The sequence below is a fragment of the Klebsiella sp. X13 genome (assembly GCF_003323835.1).
In the GTDB taxonomy this organism is placed as follows: Bacteria; Pseudomonadota; Gammaproteobacteria; order Enterobacterales; family Enterobacteriaceae; genus Klebsiella; species Klebsiella ornithinolytica.
Map to the genome: position 1 here is coordinate 2,905,608 of NZ_CP030874.1, position 22,584 is coordinate 2,928,191.

Annotated in this window: 19 protein-coding genes; 7 read left to right on the forward strand and 12 right to left on the reverse strand. The window is 57.5% G+C overall.

Annotated features, from left to right (window positions below; genetic code table 11):
- Window positions 1–119 precede the first annotated feature (119 nt).
- Window positions 120–788, reverse strand: a complete 669-nt coding sequence (locus DSD31_RS13830; RefSeq protein ID WP_064357102.1) for a DUF3313 domain-containing protein — start codon at window positions 786–788, stop codon at window positions 120–122.
- A 134-nt stretch (window positions 789–922) separates the two neighbouring features.
- Window positions 923–2,515 (reverse strand): ABC transporter substrate-binding protein, encoded by a 1,593-nt coding sequence (locus tag DSD31_RS13835; protein ID WP_162786321.1) that lies wholly within the window; start codon window positions 2,513–2,515, stop codon window positions 923–925.
- A 115-nt stretch (window positions 2,516–2,630) separates the two neighbouring features.
- Here DSD31_RS13835 and pepT point away from each other — a divergent pair, with 115 nt between their 5' ends.
- Window positions 2,631–3,860 (forward strand): peptidase T, encoded by a 1,230-nt coding sequence (gene pepT / locus DSD31_RS13840; protein ID WP_004861474.1) that lies wholly within the window; start codon window positions 2,631–2,633, stop codon window positions 3,858–3,860.
- Here pepT and tehB read toward each other — a convergent pair.
- Together tehB and tehA are read right to left on the reverse strand one after the other, a co-directional pair.
- A complete protein-coding gene (gene tehB, locus DSD31_RS13845; RefSeq protein ID WP_004861472.1) occupies window positions 3,857–4,453 on the reverse strand; it encodes a tellurite resistance methyltransferase TehB in 597 nt (198 codons plus the stop codon). The two genes, pepT and tehB, sit on opposite strands and share 4 nt — an antisense overlap.
- Entirely contained in the window at window positions 4,450–5,454 is a 1,005-nt protein-coding gene (tehA, locus tag DSD31_RS13850; RefSeq protein ID WP_104896217.1) for a dicarboxylate transporter/tellurite-resistance protein TehA, read from the reverse strand. The genes tehB and tehA overlap by 4 nt, the downstream gene beginning before the upstream one ends.
- 126 nt (window positions 5,455–5,580) lie before the next feature.
- Between tehA and ydcK the strand changes: the two genes are divergently transcribed.
- Window positions 5,581–6,561 (forward strand): YdcK family protein, encoded by a 981-nt coding sequence (ydcK, locus tag DSD31_RS13855; RefSeq protein WP_004861463.1) that lies wholly within the window; start codon window positions 5,581–5,583, stop codon window positions 6,559–6,561.
- Window positions 6,562–6,610: 49 nt separating this feature from the next.
- Here ydcK and rimL read toward each other — a convergent pair whose 3' ends face one another.
- From rimL to ycaC, 5 genes are all read right to left on the reverse strand, one after another.
- Complete coding sequence (gene rimL / locus DSD31_RS13860; protein ID WP_004861460.1) at window positions 6,611–7,177, reverse strand: 50S ribosomal protein L7/L12-serine acetyltransferase; 567 nt, start codon at window positions 7,175–7,177, stop codon at window positions 6,611–6,613.
- 58 nt (window positions 7,178–7,235) lie between these two features.
- Window positions 7,236–8,891, reverse strand: coding sequence for a glucan biosynthesis protein D (locus tag DSD31_RS13865; protein ID WP_004861457.1), 1,656 nt, complete (start codon window positions 8,889–8,891; stop codon window positions 7,236–7,238).
- 190 nt (window positions 8,892–9,081) lie between these two features.
- Window positions 9,082–9,855, reverse strand: coding sequence for a transporter substrate-binding domain-containing protein (locus tag DSD31_RS13870; RefSeq protein WP_015584434.1), 774 nt, complete (start codon window positions 9,853–9,855; stop codon window positions 9,082–9,084).
- Window positions 9,856–9,872: 17 nt separating this feature from the next.
- Window positions 9,873–11,042: a pyridoxal phosphate-dependent aminotransferase gene (locus tag DSD31_RS13875; protein WP_064357104.1), complete on the reverse strand. Its 1,170-nt coding sequence runs from the start codon at window positions 11,040–11,042 to the stop codon at window positions 9,873–9,875.
- Window positions 11,043–11,186: 144 nt separating this feature from the next.
- Window positions 11,187–11,810, reverse strand: coding sequence for an isochorismate family cysteine hydrolase YcaC (gene ycaC / locus DSD31_RS13880; RefSeq protein WP_004861448.1), 624 nt, complete (start codon window positions 11,808–11,810; stop codon window positions 11,187–11,189).
- Window positions 11,811–11,998: 188 nt separating this feature from the next.
- On the opposite strand from ycaC, the gene DSD31_RS13885 reads away from it, so the two are divergent.
- Window positions 11,999–12,847 (forward strand): LysR family transcriptional regulator, encoded by an 849-nt coding sequence (locus tag DSD31_RS13885; RefSeq protein ID WP_004861445.1) that lies wholly within the window; start codon window positions 11,999–12,001, stop codon window positions 12,845–12,847.
- Here DSD31_RS13885 and DSD31_RS13890 read toward each other — a convergent pair.
- Window positions 12,834–14,342: a carboxylesterase/lipase family protein gene (locus tag DSD31_RS13890; RefSeq protein WP_113991113.1), complete on the reverse strand. Its 1,509-nt coding sequence runs from the start codon at window positions 14,340–14,342 to the stop codon at window positions 12,834–12,836. The two genes, DSD31_RS13885 and DSD31_RS13890, sit on opposite strands and share 14 nt — an antisense overlap.
- Window positions 14,343–14,398: 56 nt before the next feature.
- Entirely contained in the window at window positions 14,399–15,742 is a 1,344-nt protein-coding gene (hglS, locus tag DSD31_RS13895; RefSeq protein WP_004861438.1) for a 2-oxoadipate dioxygenase/decarboxylase HglS, read from the reverse strand.
- A gap of 242 nt (window positions 15,743–15,984) precedes the next feature.
- Between hglS and pcaH the strand changes: the two genes are divergently transcribed.
- The 4 genes from pcaH (at window position 15,985) to DSD31_RS13915 (ending at window position 21,130) form a co-directional block, all read left to right on the forward strand.
- Complete coding sequence (gene pcaH / locus DSD31_RS13900; protein WP_004861436.1) at window positions 15,985–16,725, forward strand: protocatechuate 3,4-dioxygenase subunit beta; 741 nt, start codon at window positions 15,985–15,987, stop codon at window positions 16,723–16,725.
- Window positions 16,722–17,342 (forward strand): protocatechuate 3,4-dioxygenase subunit alpha, encoded by a 621-nt coding sequence (gene pcaG / locus DSD31_RS13905; RefSeq protein WP_015584437.1) that lies wholly within the window; start codon window positions 16,722–16,724, stop codon window positions 17,340–17,342. Before pcaH ends, pcaG begins: the two co-directional genes overlap by 4 nt.
- Before the next feature lie 170 nt (window positions 17,343–17,512).
- The gene (locus DSD31_RS13910) at window positions 17,513–18,436 is read left to right on the forward strand and encodes a LysR substrate-binding domain-containing protein (RefSeq protein WP_004861430.1); all 924 of its coding nucleotides are present in this window, start codon (window positions 17,513–17,515) and stop codon (window positions 18,434–18,436) included.
- A 321-nt stretch (window positions 18,437–18,757) separates the two neighbouring features.
- Complete coding sequence (locus DSD31_RS13915; protein WP_032717379.1) at window positions 18,758–21,130, forward strand: membrane-bound PQQ-dependent dehydrogenase, glucose/quinate/shikimate family; 2,373 nt, start codon at window positions 18,758–18,760, stop codon at window positions 21,128–21,130.
- A 317-nt stretch (window positions 21,131–21,447) separates the two neighbouring features.
- Here DSD31_RS13915 and DSD31_RS13920 read toward each other — a convergent pair whose 3' ends face one another.
- Window positions 21,448–22,566 carry an S-(hydroxymethyl)glutathione dehydrogenase/class III alcohol dehydrogenase gene (locus tag DSD31_RS13920; RefSeq protein WP_015584439.1) on the reverse strand — a complete coding sequence of 373 codons (1,119 nt, stop codon included), beginning with the start codon at window positions 22,564–22,566 and terminating at the stop codon, window positions 21,448–21,450.
- Window positions 22,567–22,584: the final 18 nt, after the last annotated feature.

The following is a 22,584-nucleotide window of genomic DNA, read 5'->3' on the forward strand; positions in this document are numbered from 1 at the left end:
AAGGTTTGCACAACCGCTGTAGGCCGCTGTAGGCCCGTACAAGCGCCGCGCCGTCGGGCAATTTAATGTGTCGGCAATCTGAGACGCCCTCCTGAAGGGCGCCTTTCGTTGTTGCGGGCTTATTTCTGCGTCGGGTCAAATTTCACGGCATCGATCGCCATGTCATCAATCACCTGCTTCAGAGTATCAATGGTCATCGGCGTACTTTCGTTAGCCAGTGATTTCCCCTCGCCTTTGCGCACGACTTTGACCACCGGTTTGTTGGTCGCCGGGTCAATCAGTTCACCTTCGAAGTAGAGGTTGGTATCCATTGTACGATGCCCGGTTGCCATCTCTGTACCTGCCACCACCATGGCGACCGGAACCACTTCATAGAACTGCAGGCCTTCTTTGCTGGAATCCACGCCAGTGATGGCGCCGCGGAAAATCAGGCTGCGCGGTCCGGGTTTCGCCACCAGCGGTTTACGCTCGGCAATCGCCTGTTTCATCTGCTGGTTGGTGTAATTAAGAATATCGCGCAGCGCCTTTTCCCCGACCTGAGTAGACGGTTTAGGCACCGGATAATAGGTGATCGGGTTATAGACAATACTGTCGTAGTTTTGCGGATTGTAATCCGCAGAGATCCAGCGCAGTTCTGCTTTACCAGACGCTGACGTCGTTTCTTTTAAGTTTGAATAGTCTTTTAAGAAACCAGAATATTTTTCCGGTGCGGCAATTTTTGAGGCGCAGCCCGTAAGAGCCAACAGACCAGCAAGTGCTGCCACTTTAAAAATGAAATGAGTACGCATGAGTGAATCCCTGTAAATGCAGTTGTCGGCGCGATTTATAGCAAAATACCAGGATAAGTTTTGTGACAAAAAAAGGGAACGTCAAACCTTTGAGAAAATAAATCCGCCACGACGGGCGGATTTACATTTGCTGTTTATTTTATATCGACCTGATAGAAAATATGCTTGCCAAAAGGATCAATTTCATAGTCAGAAACGTCTTTACGCACCGGTTCAAAAATAGTCGAGTGGGCAATCATCACCGCCGGCATTTGGTCATGCATCATCTGCTGCGCCTGTTTATACAGCGCTTCGCGTTTTGGACGATCGGTAATCGATTTTGCCTCGGCAATAATTTTATCAAACGGCTGATAGCACCATTTCGCCGAGTTCGAACCGCCGTTGGCCGACTGACAGGTAAATAGCGGCCCGAAGAAGTTGTCGGGATCGCCGGTCGCCGTGGTCCAGCCCATCAGCGCCGCCTGATGTTCGCCATCTTTTACCCGCTTCAGATATTCACCCCATTCATAGGTGGTGATTTTAGTCTGCACGCCGATTTTGGCCCAGTCGGCCTGAATCATCTCGGCCATCCGTTTGGCGTTAGGGTTATAAGGACGCTGCACCGGCATCGCCCACAGATCGATCGTTAGCGGACCGCTAATGCCCGCCTCCTGCAGCAGCGCTTTGGCTTTTTGCGGGTCAAAGTCATAATCTTTCAGCTCCGCGTCCGCGCTCCAGACGCCCGGCGGCAGCAGGTTTTTCGCCTGCGTACCGGTACCGTGGAACACCGCTTCAATAATCGCCGGTTTATTAATCGCCATCGCCAGGGCCTGACGTACTTTGACATTGTCCAGCGGGGGTTTTTGCGTATTAAAAGCAAGGAACCCGGTGTTCAATCCGGCCTTATTCAGTAATTGAATGTTTTTATTTTCCTTCATCCTCGGTAAATCGGCCGGATTAGGGAATGGCATCACCTGGCATTCATTCTTTTCCAGTTTGGCATAGCGCACCGAAGCATCCGGGGTAATGCTAAAAACCAGACGGTCGATTTTTGCTTTCCCCTGCCAGTAGTCCGGGAAGGCGGTATAAAGAATACGCGAATCTTTCTGATACTGCGCCAGCTTAAAGGGACCGGTGCCAAGCGGATCGGAATCGACGCGCTGCGGGGTACCGGCCTTCAGCATCGCATCCGCATATTCCGCCGATAAAACAGAGGCAAAATACCACGCCAGATCTGCCACAAACGGCGCTTCGGCGCGGGCCAAAGTAAAGCGCACCGTATACTCATCAGGCTTATCAATAGCGGTAATTAACTGGCCAAACTCCAGGCTTTCAAAGTTAGAGTAGCTGCCGCCGGAGACGTTGTGATAAGGATGCCGCGGATCTTTTTGCCGCATGAAGGAGAAAATCACATCATCGGCATTAAAGTCGCGGGTGGGGGTGAAATATTTATTACTTTGAAACTTCACCCCTTTGCGTAAATGGAAGGTATACACTTTTCCGTCATCGCTCACCTCCCAGCTTTCCGCGAGACTCGGCTGCAATTCGGTGGTGCCCACCTTAAAATCAACCAGCCGGTTATAAACAGGTACCGCGCTGGCGTCCACGCTGGTGCCTGAGGTGTAGAGCTGAGGATTGAAATTCTCCGGCGATCCTTCGGAGCAGTAAACCAGCGTTTTTGCGCTCACGGCGGAACCGAACGTGAGTGCCGTTATTGTCAGAGCAAGCGTGGTGAGTTTGCGTTGCATAACGTTTTCCTTTTTTAATTTGTCAGCTAATGAATAGCTTGTTGTTTTCCTGCCCATACATAACACTAAAGCCAGATTGCAAACACCTGAAAAAATAAATAAAGAAGGAATCACTATGTCATCTCCACTCGCCAGTCAATTGACCCAGCGTTTCTTCCGCTACCTTGCCATCAGCAGCCAAAGCGATCCGCGCGCCACCACGCTGCCAACCACGCCGGGACAACATGAGATGGCCCGCGAACTTGCCGACGAGTTAAGCCGCCTTGGGCTGGACGATATCGTGATTGATGACCATGCCACCGTCACCGCGGTAAAAAGAGGGAATGTCCCGGGCGCGCCGCGGATTGGCTTTATCACCCATATCGACACCGTGGACGTCGGCCTGTCCCCGGACATTCATCCACAAATTTTGCGTTTTACCGGCGATGATCTGTGCCTGAATAGTGAAAAGCAGATCTGGCTGCGGGTTGCCGAGCACCCGGAGATTCTCGCCTACCCGGACGAAGAGATTATTTTCAGCGATGGCACCAGCGTGCTCGGCGCCGACAACAAATCGGCGGTCACGGTGGTGATGACGGTGCTGGAAAACCTGACGCCGGAACATCGCCACGGCGATATCGTGGTGGCCTTTGTCCCCGATGAAGAGGTGGGCCTGCGGGGGGCAAAAGCGCTGGACCTCAGCCGTTTTGCCGTCGATTTTGCCTGGACTATCGACTGCTGCGAGCTGGGCGAGATCGTGTATGAGAACTTTAATGCCGCAGCGGCGGAGATTCGCTTCACCGGCGTGACCGCCCATCCGATGTCCGCCAAAGGCGTGCTGGTCAACCCGCTGTTGATGGCCGCCGATTACATCAGCCATTTCGATCGGCTGCAGACCCCGGAACACACCGCCGGACGCGAAGGTTATGTCTGGTTTAATGGCATTCAGGGCGATCAAAACAGCACCCTGCTGCAGGCCAGCATTCGCGATTTCGACAGCGAGAGCTTTTTACGCCGTAAACAGCAGATTGGCGACGTCGCTGAAAAAATTGCCGCACAATACCCGACGGCCAGCGTCGAATTTTCGATCGGCGACACCTACAGCAACATCAGCAATGCCATTGGCGACGATCGCCGGGCTATTGACCTGATGTTCGAAGCCATGGAGAGCATTGGCGTGACGCCGAAGCCTACGCCGATGCGCGGCGGTACCGATGGTGCGGCGCTCTCGGCAAAAGGCCTGTTAACGCCCAACTTCTTCACCGGCGCGCACAACTTCCACTCGAAATTTGAGTTTTTGCCGCTGCGCGCCTTTGAAGCGTCGTACCACACCGCGTTCCAGCTCTGCCTGCTGGCGGCCCGTTAAGCCGGTTTTTGCGCCAGCATGGTGGCAAAACGCAGTTTAATGCGGTTGCCGTTGGCATCGGTGCGGTGCAGCTCGCCCACCTCTTCGTTGTACCTGAGGAACGACCAGCCGGCGTAGTAGCGTCGCAGTTCCTCAGGTTTAAAGGCAAACGGGAAGCCAACGGTGCAGGGATAATCGTCGGTGTCCATTGCCGCAACGATCAGGTTGTAGCCGCCCGGTCTGGTGCAACGCTGCATGTTGGCGATAAGCCCCGGAATAGTTTTCGCTTCAAGGAACATCAGTACTACGGTGGAGAGAATAAAGTCATATTCACCGTCGAAGCTTAAGCTATTCAGATCCTTGACCGCCGCCTGGAGATTGGTCAGTTCTTCCTGCGCACGAATACTCTCCAGGTTATTGATGCTCATCGGGTTTTTGTCCCACGCCGTCACATCAAAGCCGTTTGCCGCCAGATAGAGGCTATTGCGTCCGTTGCCACACCCCAGATCCAGCGCTTTTCCCGGCGGCACCTGGGTCGCGGCATAGACCACTTCCGAGTGGGTACGGGTCAGCCCGTATTTATCAGTAAAGTAGTTTTCGTCACGGATAGTCATGATAAGTCCTTATTGTTTAATAATGTGGCCCGGTCGACGCGAATCAGCAATTTCCCCCGCAGCAACAGCAGAAACGTGCGCAGCAACAACAGTCCAATAATCAGATTGGTAAAGATAAACAACGGGATCGATAAGTAATGGAAGAAGCCGTTCGGCTGGCTGTGTCCGAGATGCAATCCGGTGCTGGCCAATGCGGAAATCCCAAACGAAAAGCTCCAGAAGGACGCATTGAACGGCTGCCGCAGGTACCACGGCATCAGACGTAACATAAACAGCAGTTGTAAAAGGCCGTAGCCAAACAGCAGTTTGGCAAAGGTATCCGCCTCTGCGCCGTTGACGCTGAGCCAGGCGCTGCACGCTACCAGCGCTGGCGCCAGCTGGATACCCAGCGAGGTCCGCATAGCCGCGGGCAGTTCGCCGTGGCTGCGTAATCGTTGCAGAATCACCGGCTCCAGGCTCAGCCATGAGAAGATCCCGGCGCCGAGAAACACCAGCCCGGCGTCGTTAAAGCCGAGCGCCCCGCAGGCCATCGCGCTGATGAAATTGTTCGCCACGGTTGGTAAATAGAGTCCCGGCGTGGTGGCGTCGCTCGGATGTTTTCCGCGCCACAATCCGGCGCTCTGCCAGGCGGAATAGCTCAGCTGGAGTACCACGCCAATGCCGAACAGCAGCAGCGAGAGCGGACGAAACCACGGCACGAAGCCGATAGCCACCAGCATCGTGGTGGCGGGAAACAGGCTGACAAAACTGCTGGCAACCGGATGGCGCATCTCCTGCAGCACGCTCCACGGAAAGCGAATGGCCCGGGAGATAAACGCTATCGTCAGCAGCGCCCAAATCATCGCCGCCAGCGCCACCAGACCATCGCCGATAGCCCGACTCACCGGCCAGAGGGTGCTGGCATAGCGCCACGCGAACCCCATGCCGATCGTGCCCAGCACCATACCAAAATAGCCCGCAGGTAAATTCAGAACCTGCCGTTCAAGCGGGTTTTTATCCATTTTATTTATTTTTTCAATTTATCTTTAAGTTGCATTTTAAAAGAACCTTATAAAACACGCTACGGAGATTTTTGCTATGTTTATGTTAACCAAAAGTAAAATAAAGCCTTGATAAGAGAAGTCCTGATGAACAAATATCGTCTGAGCGACAAGGTTCGCCTGTTTCACTATGAAGAGGACGGGATTAAACATAGCGTAAATCTGCGGCAAATTGTGGCCCTGCGTGATTTCGCCGATGTGCCGGCCGGCAGCGAAGGCGGCTGGCTGGACGATGAGTCGGCGCTGAGTCAGGCGGGCACCTGCTGGATTTACGACCCCAACAGCGCGGTGTTTGCCGGTGCGCGGATCGAAGGCAATGCGCGGCTGACGGGGACCTGCATCGTCAGCCACTTCGCGATCATCCGCGATGATGCATGGATCGACAGCGGTACCATCAGCCATCACGCCCTCATTTGTGACAATGTCACGCTTCAGGATTCCCGCGTTCGCGGCTTCTGCCGCCTCGCCGACCGGGCGCGCATTCTCCCCCACTGCCTGATTATCGCCGCCCAGGGATTGACCGCCGACCGCGACAAATTTTTGCAAATCTACCAGCGGGCGACGGTCAGCGCCTCACGCATCGTTCATCAGGCGCAGATTTACGGTGATGCCTTCGTGGAGCACGCCTTTGTTGAGCATCGGGCGGAGATATTTGACTATGCCCGGCTGGAAGGCAACGAAGAAAACGATGTCTGGGTCTGCGATAACGCCAGAGTCTACGACCATGCGCGGCTGATTGCCGGACGCGCTGAGGATGCGATACCGACGCTACGCTACAGTTCGCAGGTGGCAGAAAATGCCGTGGTTGAGGGCAACTGCGTGCTTAAACATCGGGTGATGGTGGGCGGCCACGCCCGGCTATGCGGCGGCCCGATCCTGCTGGATGACGACGTGCTGGTGCAAGGCCACGCCCACATCAGTGGCGATGTGGTGATCGAACATCGGGTTGAAATTACCGACAACGCGCGGATTGAGGCGCTGAACGGCGATGCGATTCATCTGCGCGGCCGCAAAGTGATCAACGGCGCGCAGCAGATTACCCGCACGCCGCTGCTGGGATCGCTGTAGCGCGGTATTCCGGCCCAGGCATGACGCCGCACGCCGGGATACCTTATTATCAGGACGCGGGGCTATCGATAATCCGCCCGTAGATATTCTGATCGTCATAAGCGCCGTTCAGGTACTCGGCCTGTTTCAGACAGCCTTCGAGGGTAAAGCCATTGCGCAGCGCCACCTGGTTACTCTTGTGGTTAGCCACCCGACATTTAATCACGAAGCGCCGGACTTCGCCGCGGCGAGCGTAGTAGTGCATAAACGCCTGCAGCGCCTGGGAAAGCAGCCCTTGTCCCTGGTGATGTTCATCAATCCAGTAGCCGATATAACCCGTTTTATTCAGCGGTTCAATCTGGTTGAACGACAGCACACCCACCATCTCATCGCGCAAAAACAGTAAAAACATTTTAGCGTAACCGCGCTGGTGCAGCATGACGTTCCCCTGTACGTGGCGACGGGTTTCATCTTCACTGTCAACCGCGGCGGGCCAGCTGAGCGAATGCTGTAGCCAGTGTTTATTCTTCTCCACCAACTGATGTAAGTCGGTAACGTAGCGCTCATCCACCGCGCGCAGCGTCAGTTGCCCGGACACCGGGATTATTTCAGGAACGGGGATCTTTTCTGCGGACATGACTATCTCTCACTGCAGGAAAACCCGTCCACGGCACGCAGACGGGCAACCGCGACGGTTACTTCATGACCCGGTCATCAACGTAGTTGCGTTTATCCGGAGCCGGCGGGAAATACTGATACAGCCAGGTCTCACTGATGGCCTCGCCCTGGCAGCGCAGGAACATGCGCATTTCCACCGGGTCGGTGGAATCGTTGGTCGGGTACCAGTCAAACTGGATGCGATAGCCATCGAACGGCTCAACGTACAGAATCTCGATCTGCTTCGCTTCACCGTTAGACAGGGTAATCACCGGTTCGATGCCTTTTGGCGCAGCGGCCTTCAGGTCGCCACCGACGAAATCAATGGCAAAGCGGCGCGCCCATTTGTCCGGATAGTGTTCGCCCGGCGCCCAGCCTTCCGGGAAACCGCCCATTCCGGTGCGGGTGGCCATCACGCGAGCCAGCGGAGAACGCACCGGCGGCTGTGCGCTCCAGTACAGGCGATAGCTAAAGTCCAGCTCATCACCGGCCTTGATCGCTTTTTCCGGCTGCCAGAAGCAGACGATGTTATCCAGCGTCTCACCGGTGGTGGGGATCTCCATCAGGCTGACGGCCCCTTTGCCCCACTGGTTACGCGGCTCGACCCACAGACTCGGACGCTTGTTGTACCAGCCCATGATGTCCTGGTAATGGCTGAAATCGCGGTCAAGCTGCAGCAGACCAAAGCCGCGCGGGTTCTTGTCCTGGAAGGCGTTGAACTGCAGTTTTTGCGGGTTGTTCAGCGGGCGACAGACCCACTCGCCGTTACCGAGCCACATGGCGAGGCGGTCGGAGTCGTGAATTTGCGGGTGGATGGTGTCGCACATCCGGCGCTCGTTGTTGCCGCAGCTGAACATACTGGTCATCGGCGCGATACCCAGCTGTTTGATATCTTTGCGGGCGTAGATGTGGTTTTCCACATCCATAATCACCTGCGTCTCCTGGCAGTTGATCACAAATTTATAGGCGCCGGTGACGCTCGGGCTGTCGAGCAGCGCGTAAACGGTAAAGACGGTGGCGCCCGGCTTGACGGTTTCAAACCAGAACGAGGTAAAGTCCGGGAACTCTTCCGGGGTGTCGGTAAAGGTATCCACCGCCAGACCGCGGGCGGAGAGCCCGTACTGGTAGGTGCTGTCCACCGCGCGGAAGTAGCTCGCGCCGAGGAACGCCACGATATCGCGACGCGCCAGCTCCGGCGCTTTAAACGCGCGGAAACCGGCAAAACCGAGGTCGGTTTGCCCTACCAGCTGTTTGGTGTCTACGCCGGCGTTATTGTAGTTAAACAGTTCCGGACGGAAGTGAATCTCCCGCGCCTGCTGAGTTTGCGAATCCAGCGAGAACATGCGCACGCGGCGGCGAAAACCCATGCCGACGTGGAAAAACTGGATGTCCAGCTTGCGGTCGTCGATGTTATTCCACAGCGAATGTCCCGCATCGTACTGAATGCTGTTGTAGGCCTGCGGAGTCAGATTAGCCAGCGTGGGCGGCAGGTCGCGCGGGGCGCCGCCCCACGGCTGACGCGACAGATCGTGGGCCATCGATTGCAAAACGGTAAAGTCAAAACGGCGCGTCATCCCATCAGCAATGCCCGATTCCTCGGCAAGCGCGGCGTTAGAAAAAAGTGAAGCGACTCCTGATGTTCCGCATACGGCGGCAACAGCCATGGAAGATTTGAGAAAACGTCTGCGATTCATGCCTGAGAAAGCGTCCTTCTGTTATGCCAATTGGTCGACAACGCGACAAACAGATGCGTCGTGAATTTCGCCCACTCTAGACAAAAACGATTGATAATCCAATTGTTGGCGACAGAAAAAGCGTGAAAAAATTCTCGCCATCGGAGCAGACTGAATCCCTCCGCAGGTTTGCCCTGCGGAGGCAGACGGGTTATTTGACGCTGACGTCGATACCCGGGAAGTATTTGGCCGCCAGACGGGTGATGGTACCGTCAGCGCGAACCTTGTCGATTGCCGCATCGAGCTGTTTTTTGCTCGCCTCGTCGCCTTTGCGCAGGCCGTAGCCGATCCCGCTGCCGAGAATAGTATCGTCAGCCACCGGTTTGCCGATAAAGCCAAAGCCTTTGCCCTGCGGCTTGCTGAGGAAACCGGCCTGCCCGGCGGCAGACATCACCAGCGAAGCATCGATACGGCCATTCAGCAGATCTGCCCACGCCATATTTTGATCTTTATAGGAGACCACCGTCACGCCATGCTTCTCCCAGTGCTCTTTGGCAAAGGTTTCCTGAATCGAACCTTGCAGCACGCCGATGGTTTTGCCTTTCAGGCCTTCCGGGGTGGTCTCCATGCCGCTATCGGCTTTACCGACCAGCTGCGAGGGAATGCGATAAATCGGCTGGGTGAAATCAATGCTTTTGCGCCGCTGTTCGGTGATATTCATCGCCGAGTTAATGGCGTCGAACTTCTTCGCCACCAGCCCCGGGATCAGCGCATCAAACGAGGTTTCCACCCAGCTGCATTTCAGCTGGGCCGCCTTGCAGATGGCGTTGCCGAGGTCGATATCAAAACCCTCCAGCTCCCCTGCCGTATTGCGACTTTCAAACGGCGGGTATTCCGCTTCTACGCCGTAGCGCAGTTCGCCGGCGGCAAACGCAGAGAAGGTGCACATCATCCCTAAAGCAAGGGTAAGGGCTGTTATTTTCATCTTCATCGTGGGGCTCCTTAACGCGGCTTAACGTGACACAGTGCCTGCGCACCGGCCCGCAATGTGGCTTCATCTTTAGCAAAAGAGAGGCGAATCAGTTTGTTATCAGTACCATCCGTATAAAACGCCGACAGCGGGATCGTCGCTACGCCGTAGTCGGTTATCAGCCGCTTCACCATTTCGCTGTCGCTTTCGTCGCTGAAATGGCTGTAGTCCGCCAGCATGAAGAAAGAGCCGGCGCTCGGCAACAGGCGGAACGGTGAGTCAGCCAGCAGCTGGCGGAGTAAATCCCGCTTCTGCTGGTAGAATGGTGCCAGCGAAAGCCAGGACTGGGGATCGGTCATATGCTCAGCAAAGGCATATTGCATCGGCGTGTCGGCAGAGAACATCAGGAACTGGTGAACCTTGCAGATCTCGTCCATCAGCGCCGCCGGCGCAACGCAGTAGCCCACGCGCCAGCCGGTCACGTGGTAGGTCTTGCCGAACGATGAGATGATGACGCTGCGCTCAGCCAGCTGGGGATGGGTCGCCATCCCATGGTGGTGTTCACCGTCAAAAACCACGTGCTCATACACCTCGTCCGACAAAATCACGATATCGGTATTGCGCGTCAACGCCGCCAGCTGGTCTAAATCTGCACGGGAAAATACCTGGCCGCTGGGGTTATGCGGCGTATTAACAATAATCATCCGCGTCCGCGGGGTGATGGCGGCGCGAACTTCATCCCAGTTAACGTTAAAATCAGGCACCGTCAGCTTAATGGCCACCGGCGTCGCCCCCTGCAAGCGGACAATCGGCGCATAGCTGTCAAAAGAGGGTTCGAAGTAGATAACCTCATCGCCCGGATGCACCAGCCCACCGATAGCCGAGTAGATCCCCTGGCTGGCGCTGGCGGTAATCAGGACTTCGTGGTCTACGTCATAACGCGTACCGTACAGGGCCGCAACCTTCCCGGCAATTCGCTCCTTCAGCGCGGGCAGGCCGGTCATCGGCGCATACTGGTTATGCCCCTCCGCCATCGCCCGCGTGACCCCGGCAACCAGCCGGGCATCGCAGGCAAAATTCGGCGCGCCCTGAGAAAGGTTGATGGCATTATGCTGAGCGGAAAGTTGACCGATCACGGTAAAAATTGTCGTGCCGACATCCGGCAGTTTGGAGCGCGTCGTCACCGGGGAACTGAGACTCATAGTTAATCCTTTCTCATTTTATTTGCATAACCATTCAATCCAATGCGCTACCCGGCGACAACCGAATTGTTATCATAGTAGCCATGCATTCTGATCATGCCTTGAGAAAAGAGACGGCCAGCCCAGGCTGGCCGGAGCGGAAAACTACTTGCGGGTTAAGGTGTTAAAGCTGGTCATCAGATTGCGGTAATCGGGAATATGGTTGGAAAACAGCGTTGCCAGTCCCTCAACATCATTGCGCCAGTCGCGATGTAGCTCACACGCGGCGCCAAACCACGACATCAGCTGCACGCCAGCCTGTGACATGCGATCCCAGGCAGCATCGCGGGTAATCGGGTTAAAGGTGCCGGATGCATCGGTGATCACGAAGACCTCATATCCCTCTTCAATCGCCGACAGCGCCGGAAACGCCACGCAGACCTCGGTCACCACCCCGGCGATAATCAGCTGCTTTTTCCCCGTGGCCTTCACCGCATTGACGAAATCTTCGTTATCCCAGGCATTGATATTTCCCGGACGCGCAATATAGGGCGCGTCCGGGAACTGCGCTTTTAGTTCCGGCACCAGCGGGCCGTTGGGGCCGTTCTCAAAGCTGGTGGTCAGGATGGTCGGCAGGCCGAAATATTTCGCCATATCCCCCAGCGCCAGCACGTTGTTCTTGAATTTATCCGGGTCGATGTCGCGAACCAGAGATAACAGTCCTGCCTGATGATCCACCAGCAGCACCGCCGCCTCGCTCTTATCCAGACGTACGTAGGGTTTTGCCATGCTTGACTCCTCATTTAAACATCAGGTTATCCCCGCCAGCCTTCCCGCACCGGCAGATGTTTACTCTACAGGCAGATCATAGTTTACTCGTGGCCTGAGGATTAGCCGGCAAAAGTGGAACGCAGTGTCCCATTCGCTGAACAAAGTGGGCATACTGTCCATGATCAAAATGCATAGCTGGAGATGAGATGTCGCGAAGCGCCCTGCCTTTTCATGCCGTGGAAACCTTTCTGGTCACCGCCAGACACCTTAACTTAACCCATGCCGCGCGCGAACTCTGCCTGACTCAGGGCGCCGTTAGCCGCCAGATTGCGGCGCTGGAGGCGTGGTTTGGTTTCCCGCTTTTTGCCCGCCACGCGCGCGGACTGCATCTTTCACCGCAGGGCAGCGCCCTCTACCCGGAGCTCCAGTCGGCATTTGGCCGTCTGATCGCGGTGGCCGAGCAGGCTCGTCAGCAGCAGACCGTGGTGCGTCTGAAGGCGCCGACCTGCGCCATTCGCTGGCTGGTTCCCCGGCTGGTGGCTATTGAGCAACGTCACCCGGAACTGCAAATCGCCCTGACCACCACCACGGAACATGGCGTCAATTTCAGGACCGAACCCTATGACGCCGCCATCGTCTTCGGAACTCACCACAGCGTCGGCGATCTGCTGTTTGAAGAGGCGCTGACGCCGGTCTGTAACGGTGCCCTTGCGCGGGACAACATGCTCAATGACGTCACGTTTTTGCACCCGACCCGGGATAAGACCGACTGGTCGCTATGGCTGGCGGCATTCTCACCCGATGCCCCGCTACTGATGCGCAAAAATCAGCACTTCGACACCATGGATCTGGCGATCACCGCCGCCATGCAGGGGCTGGGCGTCGCCATGGCTGACGCCACCCTGGTGGCTGAAGATGTCCGCGCCGGCCGCCTGGTGCGCCCTTTCACCCTCAGCGTAAAAACCGGCGCCAGCTATCGGCTGGTGGTCCGCAGTTCGCAGAGCAAAGCCGACGGTCTGGCGCGGTTTCGGGAGGAGCTGGTTAATCCAGCGTAACGTGGTGGCGCATGACCCGGCGAAACAGCGCCAGCCGGGCGCGCATAAAGCGGTTTTCCAGCTTAAACCCGACCCGTTTATGGAGCCCGATGCGCAGCAGGCGATCGCGCCCGCGCAGGCTGGCGGGCCAGCGTACTGCTCCCGGCAGTTCGCTACAGCGATGCCCGGCAAGGCGGGCGAAGTTCACCCAGTAATCGGCGACCTGGGCGGCAAACGCGCGGTCCTCCTCGCTGGCGTAGGTACGCACCGGCTCGGCCAGGGTGAGCGTGTCAAACACATAAGGCACTTCATCGCCGTGCCACGCCCCGTGCGGGCAGGTTTCATCGGCGGCCCGGGGAACATAGTCAAACCAGTAGCGCCAGCACGGCTGTCCTACCCGCTGCTGGGCCTGCATCACCACATAGCCCAGCGTGGTGAAGGCCATATCGCGGCACACTTCGCGTCCCAGATTCTCATCCCCTTTCACGCCAGGATAGAGCAGTTTGATCAGTCCGAGGCCAAATCGCCGCTCGCGGCGCAGTTTTTGGATCTGCCCGGCGATATCGACGCCGAAGACCGCCATCACGCTGGCCTCGTCGCTGTTAGAGCCAACCATGACCGGCATCGGGTGCTGACGGCTGGCGAAAAAAGCCTCCAGCATCGGCTGCGGTAACACCGCATCGCCGACGATCGGCGCCGGTCCGGTATTCAGCGGCGCGGTCAGCGACCAGAACGCCTCCGCCGGAATCGCCCGCAGCTGTGCGGCGCTGGCCTCCGGCAGCGAGAAGTGTTCCGCCAGCAAACGCCCTTTCTCCAGCGCTTTTTCTCGCGGCAGATCCGGCAGCGTATAGCCGCTCTGGATGATGGCCTTATGGAACAGTCCGCGGGATTTGGGCGATACCATCAGCGAGAGCACGCTGCGCGCCCCGGCCGATTCGCCAAACAGGGTGACGTTGGTGGCGTCGCCGCCAAAGGCGTGAATATTATCCTGCACCCATTGCAGCGCGGCGATTTGGTCAAGGAGGGCGAAATTATAGACCCGTTCGCCGTCTTCCCCTTCCAGCGCCGGATGGGCGAAGAACCCCAGATGCCCCAGCCGATAGTTGACGGTCACCACCACCACGTCGCGGGCCGCCAGCGCTTTGCCATCGTAAGGCGGCAGGCTGCCGGCGCCAATGGTAAACCCGCCGCCGTGCAGCCAGACCATAACCGGCAGCGGCTGAGTACGTCCGGCGGGTGCCCAGATGTTAAGGTAGAGACAATCTTCTGAGAAGCGCCCGGGATCGCCGCCGCCCAGTTCGCGGCAGTACTCAATATCTTGCCAGCTGGCGGCGGAGAAGGTGTCGGCCTGGCGGATGCCCTGCCAGCGCGCGGGCGGTTGCGGCGCGCGCCAGCGGAGCTCGCCGACCGGCGGCGCGGCAAAGGGAATGCCGCGCCAGAGATGAATACCCTGTTCAGTGATGCCGGATAACGTCCCCTGCCGGGTTTTGACCAGTGGGGTAGACGGGTTCTGCATGACCTGCTTCCTTTTACTGACTGTCCTCAATGATTCATGTCAGCAGAGTACCGGTTTCAGAGCAGACCGCAACGACGTTTACTGCGCTCCTCCGCCTGTTGATAGAGAGTAAACTCGTCCAGCACCGGGCAACCCAGCGCCGTTTCAAAGGCGTCACGGCTGGCATTGCCATGGCTGCGGGCCTGAATTTCATTGCCGAGATTTGACTGGAAAATCCCTGCCGCGCTCACCGGTAAAAAATCTTCATAAATAATCGGTTGCGCCACCACCCAGCCGCGTTCGATCAACGGCTGCGGATCGTCGCCGGGGCCAAAGGCATGACGATGGGCTTCCCCGGCGGGGGTCAGACGATAGCGGAACCATGCCAGCCCCTGCTGGCGCAGCAGGAATTCGCTGTCCGGGAACTGGCTGAACACCTCCTGGAGATGACGCTGATGGTTGAGGTTGTCTTTACCCACGCCCGCTTCGTTCAACAAGCGATCGTACAGCGCCCGGCCTTTCGGCGTCAGCGCAATCCCGCGCTGCTCTATCTCGCCAAAACGCGCGCTGTGGGTCCCCTGGTGCTCCCCGGCAAAGACCACCGGTTCTTCGAGGGCCTTAAAACTGGTCTGGCGCAGCAGAATCGGCACCTCGCGGCGCGGCGGCCCTTCAATCAAAGCCTTCGGCACAATCCCGCACTCCGGCATCAGCGCCTGAACCCGGTCGATATCCAGCGTGCGCGGCGTCAGGTGGTTGATATGGCAGCCGGGGAAGCAGACCACATCGGCAATCAGCCGGTGCTCATTATGCAGCGCATGATAGGTGTCGGCGTCCACCGTTGCGTGACTGTGCCAACGAAACGTCTCCAGCGCTTCGCGAACAAATTCCCGGGCCTGCGTCGATGAAAAATGCCCCTGTTCTTCGTGTACAGCGATGAGCTCGCGACAGCGGGGAGTAAAAATATCGCGCCGGGCGAGGATCGCCGCCGCACGCTGGCGCAGCTCAACGTTGGCAATCAGTTCCAGACGCAGCAGCGAGGTAAAAATACGAAACGGATTGCGCGCCAGCGCCGCGTCATCAATCGGACGAAACGCGGTGGAGTGCACCGGCACGCCGGCCTGCGACAGGTCGTAATAGCTGACGGGGAACATCCCCATAATGGCAAACATACGCCGCAGCGTCGCCAGTTCCTCCGCCGTGCCAACGCGGATCGCGCCGTGGCGCTCGACATTAAGTCGCGACAGCTCATCGGCATTCGCCAGTTGCTCATGCAGTTTAGGATGATGCTCCAGCACCGCCAGATTAACGTCAGCCACCAGCTCCAGTAACGTCCCGTACTGTGGAACTTCCTGCTGGTACATCGCCGACATTGCCTGCGAAAAGTTTTCCCGAATCTCATCAGCCGTGATGGTGTTCGCCATGATGCCTTACCTCCAGTGAATACTTCCTGGAGTGTAGAAAAGGCCCGTGGCAACGGCGGGAAGAATTTACAAATTGTGATGCGGATAACCTGCCTCTGTCCTCCATGCCATTCTGAGCATAACCGTGGGTTATGCAAAACGACCGTTAATTTCACTTTAAATTAACAAAGCATTTACACACACTGTTTCTGGCGATATGACAATAAAAAGCCCTCTACCGATAAAAACGGAGCCACTACCCTATGAATGATAAATGGTCACCGCGCGAGGTTGTGCATCGCGACTACAGCAGTCACCCGCCCGCCTATGCCCCGGGCTACAAAACCAGCGTCCTGCGCTCACCGCGCAATGCGCTGATCTCATTACAGAATTCCCTGTCCGAAATTACCGGCCCGGTATTCGGCCACGACGATCTCGGCCCGCTGGATAATGACCTGATCCTTAATTACGCCAAAGAAGGTCTGCCTATTGGCGAGCGTATTATTGTCCACGGCTACGTGCGCGACGGCTTCGGCCGCCCGATGAAAAACACGCTGGTCGAGGTGTGGCAGGCCAACGCCGGCGGCCGCTATCGACATAAAAAGGATCAGTATCTGGCGCCCATCGACCCCAATTTCGGCGGCTGCGGCCGGATACTGACGGATGAAAACGGCTATTACTGCTTCCGCACCATCAAGCCAGGCCCCTATCCGTGGCGCAATCAGGTCAGCGACTGGCGCCCGGCGCATATTCACTTTTCCCTCTCCGGGGATGCGTGGGCGCAGCGCCTGATTACGCAAATGTATTTCGAGGGCGACCCGCTAATTAAACAGTGTCCGATCGTCAAAACCATTAATAACGACGAGGCGGTTCGCACGCTGATTGCCGAACTCGACACCCATGCCGCCGTACCGCTGGATTGCCTCGCCTATCGCTTTGATCTTGTGCTGCGCGGCCATCGCGCCACGCTGTTTGAAAATCGCACCCAGGGGGCCGCCCGATGAAAGACTATTTAGCCGAAACCGCCTCGCAGACCGCCGGCCCCTATGTGCATATCGGCCTCGCACCCGACGCCGCCGGCTTTCATATCTTTGAAAAGAACTTCGGCCCGCAGCTCACTACGCCGGACACCGAAGGTGAACGTATTACGATCGAAGGTCGGGTGATCGATGGTTCCGGAACGCCGGTGCGTGACGTGCTGCTGGAACTCTGGCAGGCCAATGCCGCCGGGCGCTATCACCACCCCGACGATCGTCAGCTACATAAAAAGCTCGATCCGGGCTTTCGCGGCTGGGGTCGCAGCTGTTCGGACTTTACCTCCGGCATCTGGCGCTTTGAGACCATCAAGCCGGGAGCCGTCGTCGGTCGCGATGGCCGGATGATGGCGCCGCACGTCAATTTATGGGTGGTGGCGCGAGGCATCAATATTGGTCTCAACACGCGGATGTACTTTTCCGACGAGCAGGAAGCGAACCAGGCCGATCCGGTGCTGAATCTGATTGAGTGGGAGGTGCGTCGCCAGACGTTGATTGCCCAACGCGAAGTGCGCGGCAGTGAAATTGTCTACCGTTTTGATATTCACCTGCAGGGTGAGAACGAAACCGTCTTCTTTGATATCTGAGTAACTTTCCGTCTGATTTTGCCCCGACCGGGTTCGGGGCGTCTGTTTTTTCATCAAAATAAAAAATTTGTAATACAAGAGAGTGAAATGTTAATAATATTTTGCTATCAGGTTATCAAATTTCAATAACTTCGCTTGTCACCCACTGCGCTCTGTTTTTAACATCAACTATGGAAAAAAATGGTCTTTTTAGTCAGCGCATTCGTTTGCGCCATCTACACACTTTCGTGGCCGTCGCTCAACAGGGAACGCTGGGGCGTGCGGCTGAAACACTTAATCTAAGCCAACCTGCCTTATCAAAAACGCTCAATGAGCTGGAGCAGTTGACCGGTACGCGACTGTTTGAACGCGGGCGGCTGGGCGCTCAGCTGACGCTGGTCGGCGAACAGTTTCTCACCCATGCGGTTAAGGTCCTCGACGCGCTGAATACGGCAGGCCAGGCGCTTAACCGTAAAGAGGGGCTGAATAACGATGTGGTGCGTATCGGCGCACTCCCGACCGCCGCCTTAGGCATTTTACCCACCGTCATCGGCCAGTTTCACAAGCAGCAGAAAGATATCACCCTGCAGGTCGCGACCATGAACAACACCATGCTGCTGGCGGGCTTAAAATCGGGAGAAATCGATATTGGGATCGGCCGCATGTCTGACCCGGAGCTGATGAGTGGCCTCAACTACGAGCTGCTGTTCCTCGAATCTCTGAAGCTGGTGGTACGTCCCGGTCATCCGCTATTGCAGGAAACCGTGACCCTCAGTCGGGTGATGGAGTGGCCGGTCGTCGTCTCCCCTAAAGGCACCATTCCGCGGCAGAATGCGGAAACGCTGCTGCAAAGCCAGGGGTGTAAAATTCCCGCCGGCTGTATCGAAACCCTCTCCGCGTCGCTCTCGCGTCAGCTGACCGTGGATTATGACTACATCTGGTTCGTCCCTTCCGGCGCGGTCAAAGACGACCTGCGCCGCGGGCTGCTGACCGCTCTGCCGGTACCCACCCAGGGTGCGGGCGAACCGATCGGCATTTTGACGCGCGTCGATGCCACATTCTCCTCCGGCGCACAAACTTTACTCAGCGCCATTCGCAAATCCATGCCGGCGTAATGAACGCCGGATACGGCATCTGACGCCCTGTCCGGCCCTTCCCAGCCCCTTCTCACCCGCCCGCCGCCAGGCTTTTGGCCGCCGTAGCCCGGCGGAAAAATCAGCGTGCTAATCAATTAATGCGAAATTGTTTATTAACAATTGCGCAAACTTCATTAACAGATTTATCATTGTCGCGATTTCACCAAATGGTTCATTCGAAATCAACGTAACTTGTGAATACCGCCAACATGAAGGCGCATTCCACTTCACTCAAAAGCACCCCTGTATTTTTTGATTCATTTGGTTCGCATCTGAGAACGGATGGTTTAAGGAGACAAAATGGCAACTGGCAACGTGCCGCGAGGATTCCCCCGGATCCTGCAGTGGCTTCTCGCCGGGCTGATGCTCATCATCGGCCTGGCTATCGGTATTCTTGGGGTCAAGCTCGCCACGCTGGGCGGTACCCTCTATTTCGCAATCATGGGTCTGGTGATGGTTATCGCCGCCGTGCTTATCTTCCGCAATCGTCGCGCCGGTATTGTGCTGTATGCCATCGCGTTCATCGCCTCTGTAGTCTGGGCGATCGGCGATGCCGGCTGGACCTACTGGCCGCTGTTCTCGCGCCTGTTCGCGTTCGGCGCGCTGGCGCTGCTCTCAGCGCTGGTCTGGCCCTATCTTTCGGCCCCGCCGGCGAAGAAAGGCCCGGCGTTTGGCCTGGCCGCGGTGCTGGCCGTGGTGCTGGCCGCCAGCTTTGGCTGGATGTTCAAATCACAGCCGCTGGTCAGCGCTACGGAAGCCGTACCGGTAAAACCGGTTGCCCCGGGTGAACAGCAGAAGAACTGGGAGCACTGGGGTAACACCACCCACGGCGACCGCTTCGCCGCCCTCGACCAGATTAACAAACAGAACGTCAACCAGCTGCAGGTTGCCTGGGTCGCCCATACCGGCGATATCCCGCAAAGCAACGGTTCCGGCGCGGAAGACCAGAACACCCCGCTGCAAATCGGCGATACGCTGTATGTCTGTACGCCGTACAGCAAAGTGCTGGCGCTGGATGTCGATAGCGGAAAGGAAAAGTGGCGCTATGATTCAAAAGCCACCGCGCCAAACTGGCAGCGCTGCCGCGGCCTCGGCTATTACGAAGACAGCCAGGCCCAGGCCGCCGCTGCAGGTGACGTTCAGCCTGCCGCCTGCGCCCGCCGTCTGTTCCTGCCGACCACCGATGCCCGTCTGATCGCGATTGACGCCGATACCGGCAAAACCTGTGAGACTTTCGGCGATCGCGGTATCGTCGATCTGAGCGTCGGAATGGGTGAAATCAAACCGGGCTACTATCAGCAAACCTCCACCCCGCTGGTTGCCGGTAACGTCGTCGTTGTCGGCGGCCGCGTGGCGGATAACTTCTCCACCGGCGAGCCTCCCGGCGTGGTCCGCGCCTATGATGTCCACACCGGTAAACTGGCCTGGGCGTGGGATCCGGGTAATCCGGGCCTGACCGGCCTGCCGCCGGAAGGCCAGACCTACACCCGCGGCACGCCAAACGTCTGGTCGGCGATGTCCTATGACGCGAAGCTGAACCTGATCTATCTGCCAACCGGCAACGCCACCCCGGACTTCTTCGGCGGTGAACGAACCGCGCTGGATGACAAATACAGCTCCTCGATCGTCGCCGTTGATGCCACGACCGGCCAGGTACGCTGGCACTACCAGACCACCCACCACGATCTGTGGGACTTCGACCTGCCGTCACAACCGCTGCTGTACGACCTTCCCGACGGGAAAGGCGGCACCACGCCGGTGCTGGTGCAGACCAGCAAGCAGGGGATGATCTTTATGCTCAACCGCGCGACCGGGGAACCGGTAGCGAAAGTGGAAGAGCGTCCGGTTCCGGCCGGGACGATTAAAGGCGAACGTTACTCTCCGACGCAGCCCTACTCCGTGGGCATGCCAATGATTGGCAATGACACGCTGAAAGAGTCGGATATGTGGGGGGCGACGCCGGTGGACCTGCTGATGTGCCGAATCGCCTTCAAAGCCATGCGCCATCAGGGTATCTTCACCCCGCCGGGCGAAGACCGCTCGCTACAGTATCCGGGTTCGCTGGGCGGCATGAACTGGGGCAGCGTCTCGGTGGATCCGAACAACAGCCTGATGTTCGTCAACGATATGCGCCTTGGCCTGGCAAACTATATGGTTCCGCGTGAAAAAGTCGCCAAAGATGCCAGCGGCATCGAGATGGGGATTGTGCCGATGGAAGGGACGCCGTTCGGCGCAATGCGTGAACGCTTCCTGTCGCCGCTGGGTATTCCGTGCCAGAAACCGCCGTTCGGTACCATGTCCGCGGTGGATCTGAAGAGCGGTAAACTGGTGTGGCAGGTGCCGGTAGGGACCGTTGAAGATACTGGCCCGCTGGGTATTCGCATGCATATGCCTATCCCCATCGGGATGCCGACGCTGGGCGCATCGCTGTCGACCCAGTCCGGTCTGCTGTTCTTCGCCGGGACTCAGGACTTCTACCTGCGCGCGTTTGATACCGCCAACGGTAAGGAGATCTGGAAATCTCGTCTGCCGGTGGGCAGTCAGTCCGGCCCGATGACCTACGTTTCGCCGAAAACCGGCAAACAGTACATTATCATCAACGCCGGCGGCGCTCGTCAGTCTCCGGATCGCGGCGATTACATCATCGCCTACGCGTTACCGGAACAGAAGTAAACGTCAGGGCCCCAAACGGGGCCCTGTTTACTGGCAATGTGCGAGCCTGGGCAATGTGCCCGGCGGCGCTACGCTTGCGCGGGCCTGCCGGGAGCAACGCCTGCGCAGGTCTGCCGGAAACAGCGCTTTGTCGGTCGGGCCAGGCGCCACCCGACGAAACCCGCGCATTCGCTAAACCATTTTATCACCACCCTAAGGGTCCTGGATGGAGGCATCGCGAACGGCAGTGGTGGCGACACGGGTAGGAAAATCTGCGGTGAGAGTCACCACTCTTTAGCAATAACCCGGGCAAGCCCGGGTTATTTTTGGTCTGAAAATCAATTCTCGCCGAAATGAATGACGGTCCGAATCGATTTCCCCTCATGCATCAAATCAAAAGCTTCGTTAATCTGCTCCAGCGGCAGGCGGTGGGTGATAAACGGATCGAGGTCGATTTTACCGGCCATCGCGTCTTCAACCATACCCGGCAGCTGGGTACGCCCTTTCACTCCACCGAATGCCGAACCGCGCCATACGCGCCCGGTCACCAGCTGGAACGGACGGGTTTTGATCTCCTGGCCCGCACCGGCCACGCCGATAATCACGCTTTCGCCCCAGCCTTTATGGCAGCACTCGAGCGCCGCACGCATCACGTTGACGTTGCCAATACATTCGAAGCTGAAGTCCACGCCGCCATCGGTGAGCTCAACGATCACATCCTGAACCGGCTTATCATAATCATTCGGGTTGATAAAATCGGTCGCCCCCATCTCTTTGGCGAGGGTGAATTTTTCCGGGTTGGTATCAACCGCCAGAATGCGCCCGGCTTTCGCCTGCACCGCCCCCTGGATAACCGCCAGACCAATCCCGCCGAGGCCGAAGACCGCCACGGTATCGCCCTCTTTGACCTTCGCGGTATTGTGCACGGCACCGATACCGGTGGTCACGCCGCAGCCCAGCAGACAGACTTTATCCAGCGGCGCCTGCGGGTTCACCTTCGCCAGTGAAATTTCGGCTACCACGGTGTATTCGCTGAAGGTGCTGGTGCCCATATAGTGGTAAACCGGCTCGCCGTTATAGGAGAAACGGGTGGTGCCATCCGGCATCAGACCTTTCCCCTGGGTGGCACGTACTGCCTGGCAGAGGTTAGTTTTACCGGATTTACAGAATTTGCACTCGCGGCACTCTGCGGTATACAGCGGGATAACGTGATCGCCAGGCTGCAGGCTGGTGACGCCTTCGCCAACTTCGACCACGATACCGCCGCCTTCATGACCCAGCACGGCCGGGAACACCCCTTCCGGATCGTCACCGGAGAGCGTAAACGCGTCGGTATGGCAGACGCCGGTGTGGGTAATTTTGACCAGCACTTCGCCTTTTTTCGGCGGAGCAACATCAATTTCAACAATCTTCAGCGGCTGGCCGGGGCCAAACGCGACAGCTGCACGTGATTTCATAACCGTCTCTTCCTTCGT

What these genes read in the sequence shown, in the direction of transcription:
- DSD31_RS13865 (WP_004861457.1), bottom strand. Translation starts at nt 8,891, where the DNA reads ATGAATCGCAGACGTTTTCTCAAATCTTCCATGGCTGTTGCCGCCGTA.
- ycaC (WP_004861448.1), bottom strand. Translation starts at nt 11,810, where the DNA reads ATGGCAAAACCCTACGTACGTCTGGATAAGAGCGAGGCGGCGGTGCTG.
- DSD31_RS13885 (WP_004861445.1), top strand. Translation starts at nt 11,999, where the DNA reads ATGTCGCGAAGCGCCCTGCCTTTTCATGCCGTGGAAACCTTTCTGGTC.
- DSD31_RS13875 (WP_064357104.1), bottom strand. Translation starts at nt 11,042, where the DNA reads ATGAGTCTCAGTTCCCCGGTGACGACGCGCTCCAAACTGCCGGATGTC.
- tehA (WP_104896217.1), bottom strand. Translation starts at nt 5,454, where the DNA reads ATGGATAAAAACCCGCTTGAACGGCAGGTTCTGAATTTACCTGCGGGC.
- DSD31_RS13910 (WP_004861430.1), top strand. Translation starts at nt 17,513, where the DNA reads ATGGAAAAAAATGGTCTTTTTAGTCAGCGCATTCGTTTGCGCCATCTA.
- ydcK (WP_004861463.1), top strand. Translation starts at nt 5,581, where the DNA reads ATGAACAAATATCGTCTGAGCGACAAGGTTCGCCTGTTTCACTATGAA.
- pcaH (WP_004861436.1), top strand. Translation starts at nt 15,985, where the DNA reads ATGAATGATAAATGGTCACCGCGCGAGGTTGTGCATCGCGACTACAGC.
- pcaG (WP_015584437.1), top strand. Translation starts at nt 16,722, where the DNA reads ATGAAAGACTATTTAGCCGAAACCGCCTCGCAGACCGCCGGCCCCTAT.
- DSD31_RS13830 (WP_064357102.1), bottom strand. Translation starts at nt 788, where the DNA reads ATGCGTACTCATTTCATTTTTAAAGTGGCAGCACTTGCTGGTCTGTTG.
- DSD31_RS13920 (WP_015584439.1), bottom strand. Translation starts at nt 22,566, where the DNA reads ATGAAATCACGTGCAGCTGTCGCGTTTGGCCCCGGCCAGCCGCTGAAG.
- tehB (WP_004861472.1), bottom strand. Translation starts at nt 4,453, where the DNA reads ATGACTATCCGTGACGAAAACTACTTTACTGATAAATACGGGCTGACC.
- pepT (WP_004861474.1), top strand. Translation starts at nt 2,631, where the DNA reads ATGTCATCTCCACTCGCCAGTCAATTGACCCAGCGTTTCTTCCGCTAC.
- rimL (WP_004861460.1), bottom strand. Translation starts at nt 7,177, where the DNA reads ATGTCCGCAGAAAAGATCCCCGTTCCTGAAATAATCCCGGTGTCCGGG.
- DSD31_RS13835 (WP_162786321.1), bottom strand. Translation starts at nt 2,515, where the DNA reads ATGCAACGCAAACTCACCACGCTTGCTCTGACAATAACGGCACTCACG.
- hglS (WP_004861438.1), bottom strand. Translation starts at nt 15,742, where the DNA reads ATGGCGAACACCATCACGGCTGATGAGATTCGGGAAAACTTTTCGCAG.
- DSD31_RS13890 (WP_113991113.1), bottom strand. Translation starts at nt 14,342, where the DNA reads ATGCAGAACCCGTCTACCCCACTGGTCAAAACCCGGCAGGGGACGTTA.
- DSD31_RS13915 (WP_032717379.1), top strand. Translation starts at nt 18,758, where the DNA reads ATGGCAACTGGCAACGTGCCGCGAGGATTCCCCCGGATCCTGCAGTGG.
- DSD31_RS13870 (WP_015584434.1), bottom strand. Translation starts at nt 9,855, where the DNA reads ATGAAAATAACAGCCCTTACCCTTGCTTTAGGGATGATGTGCACCTTC.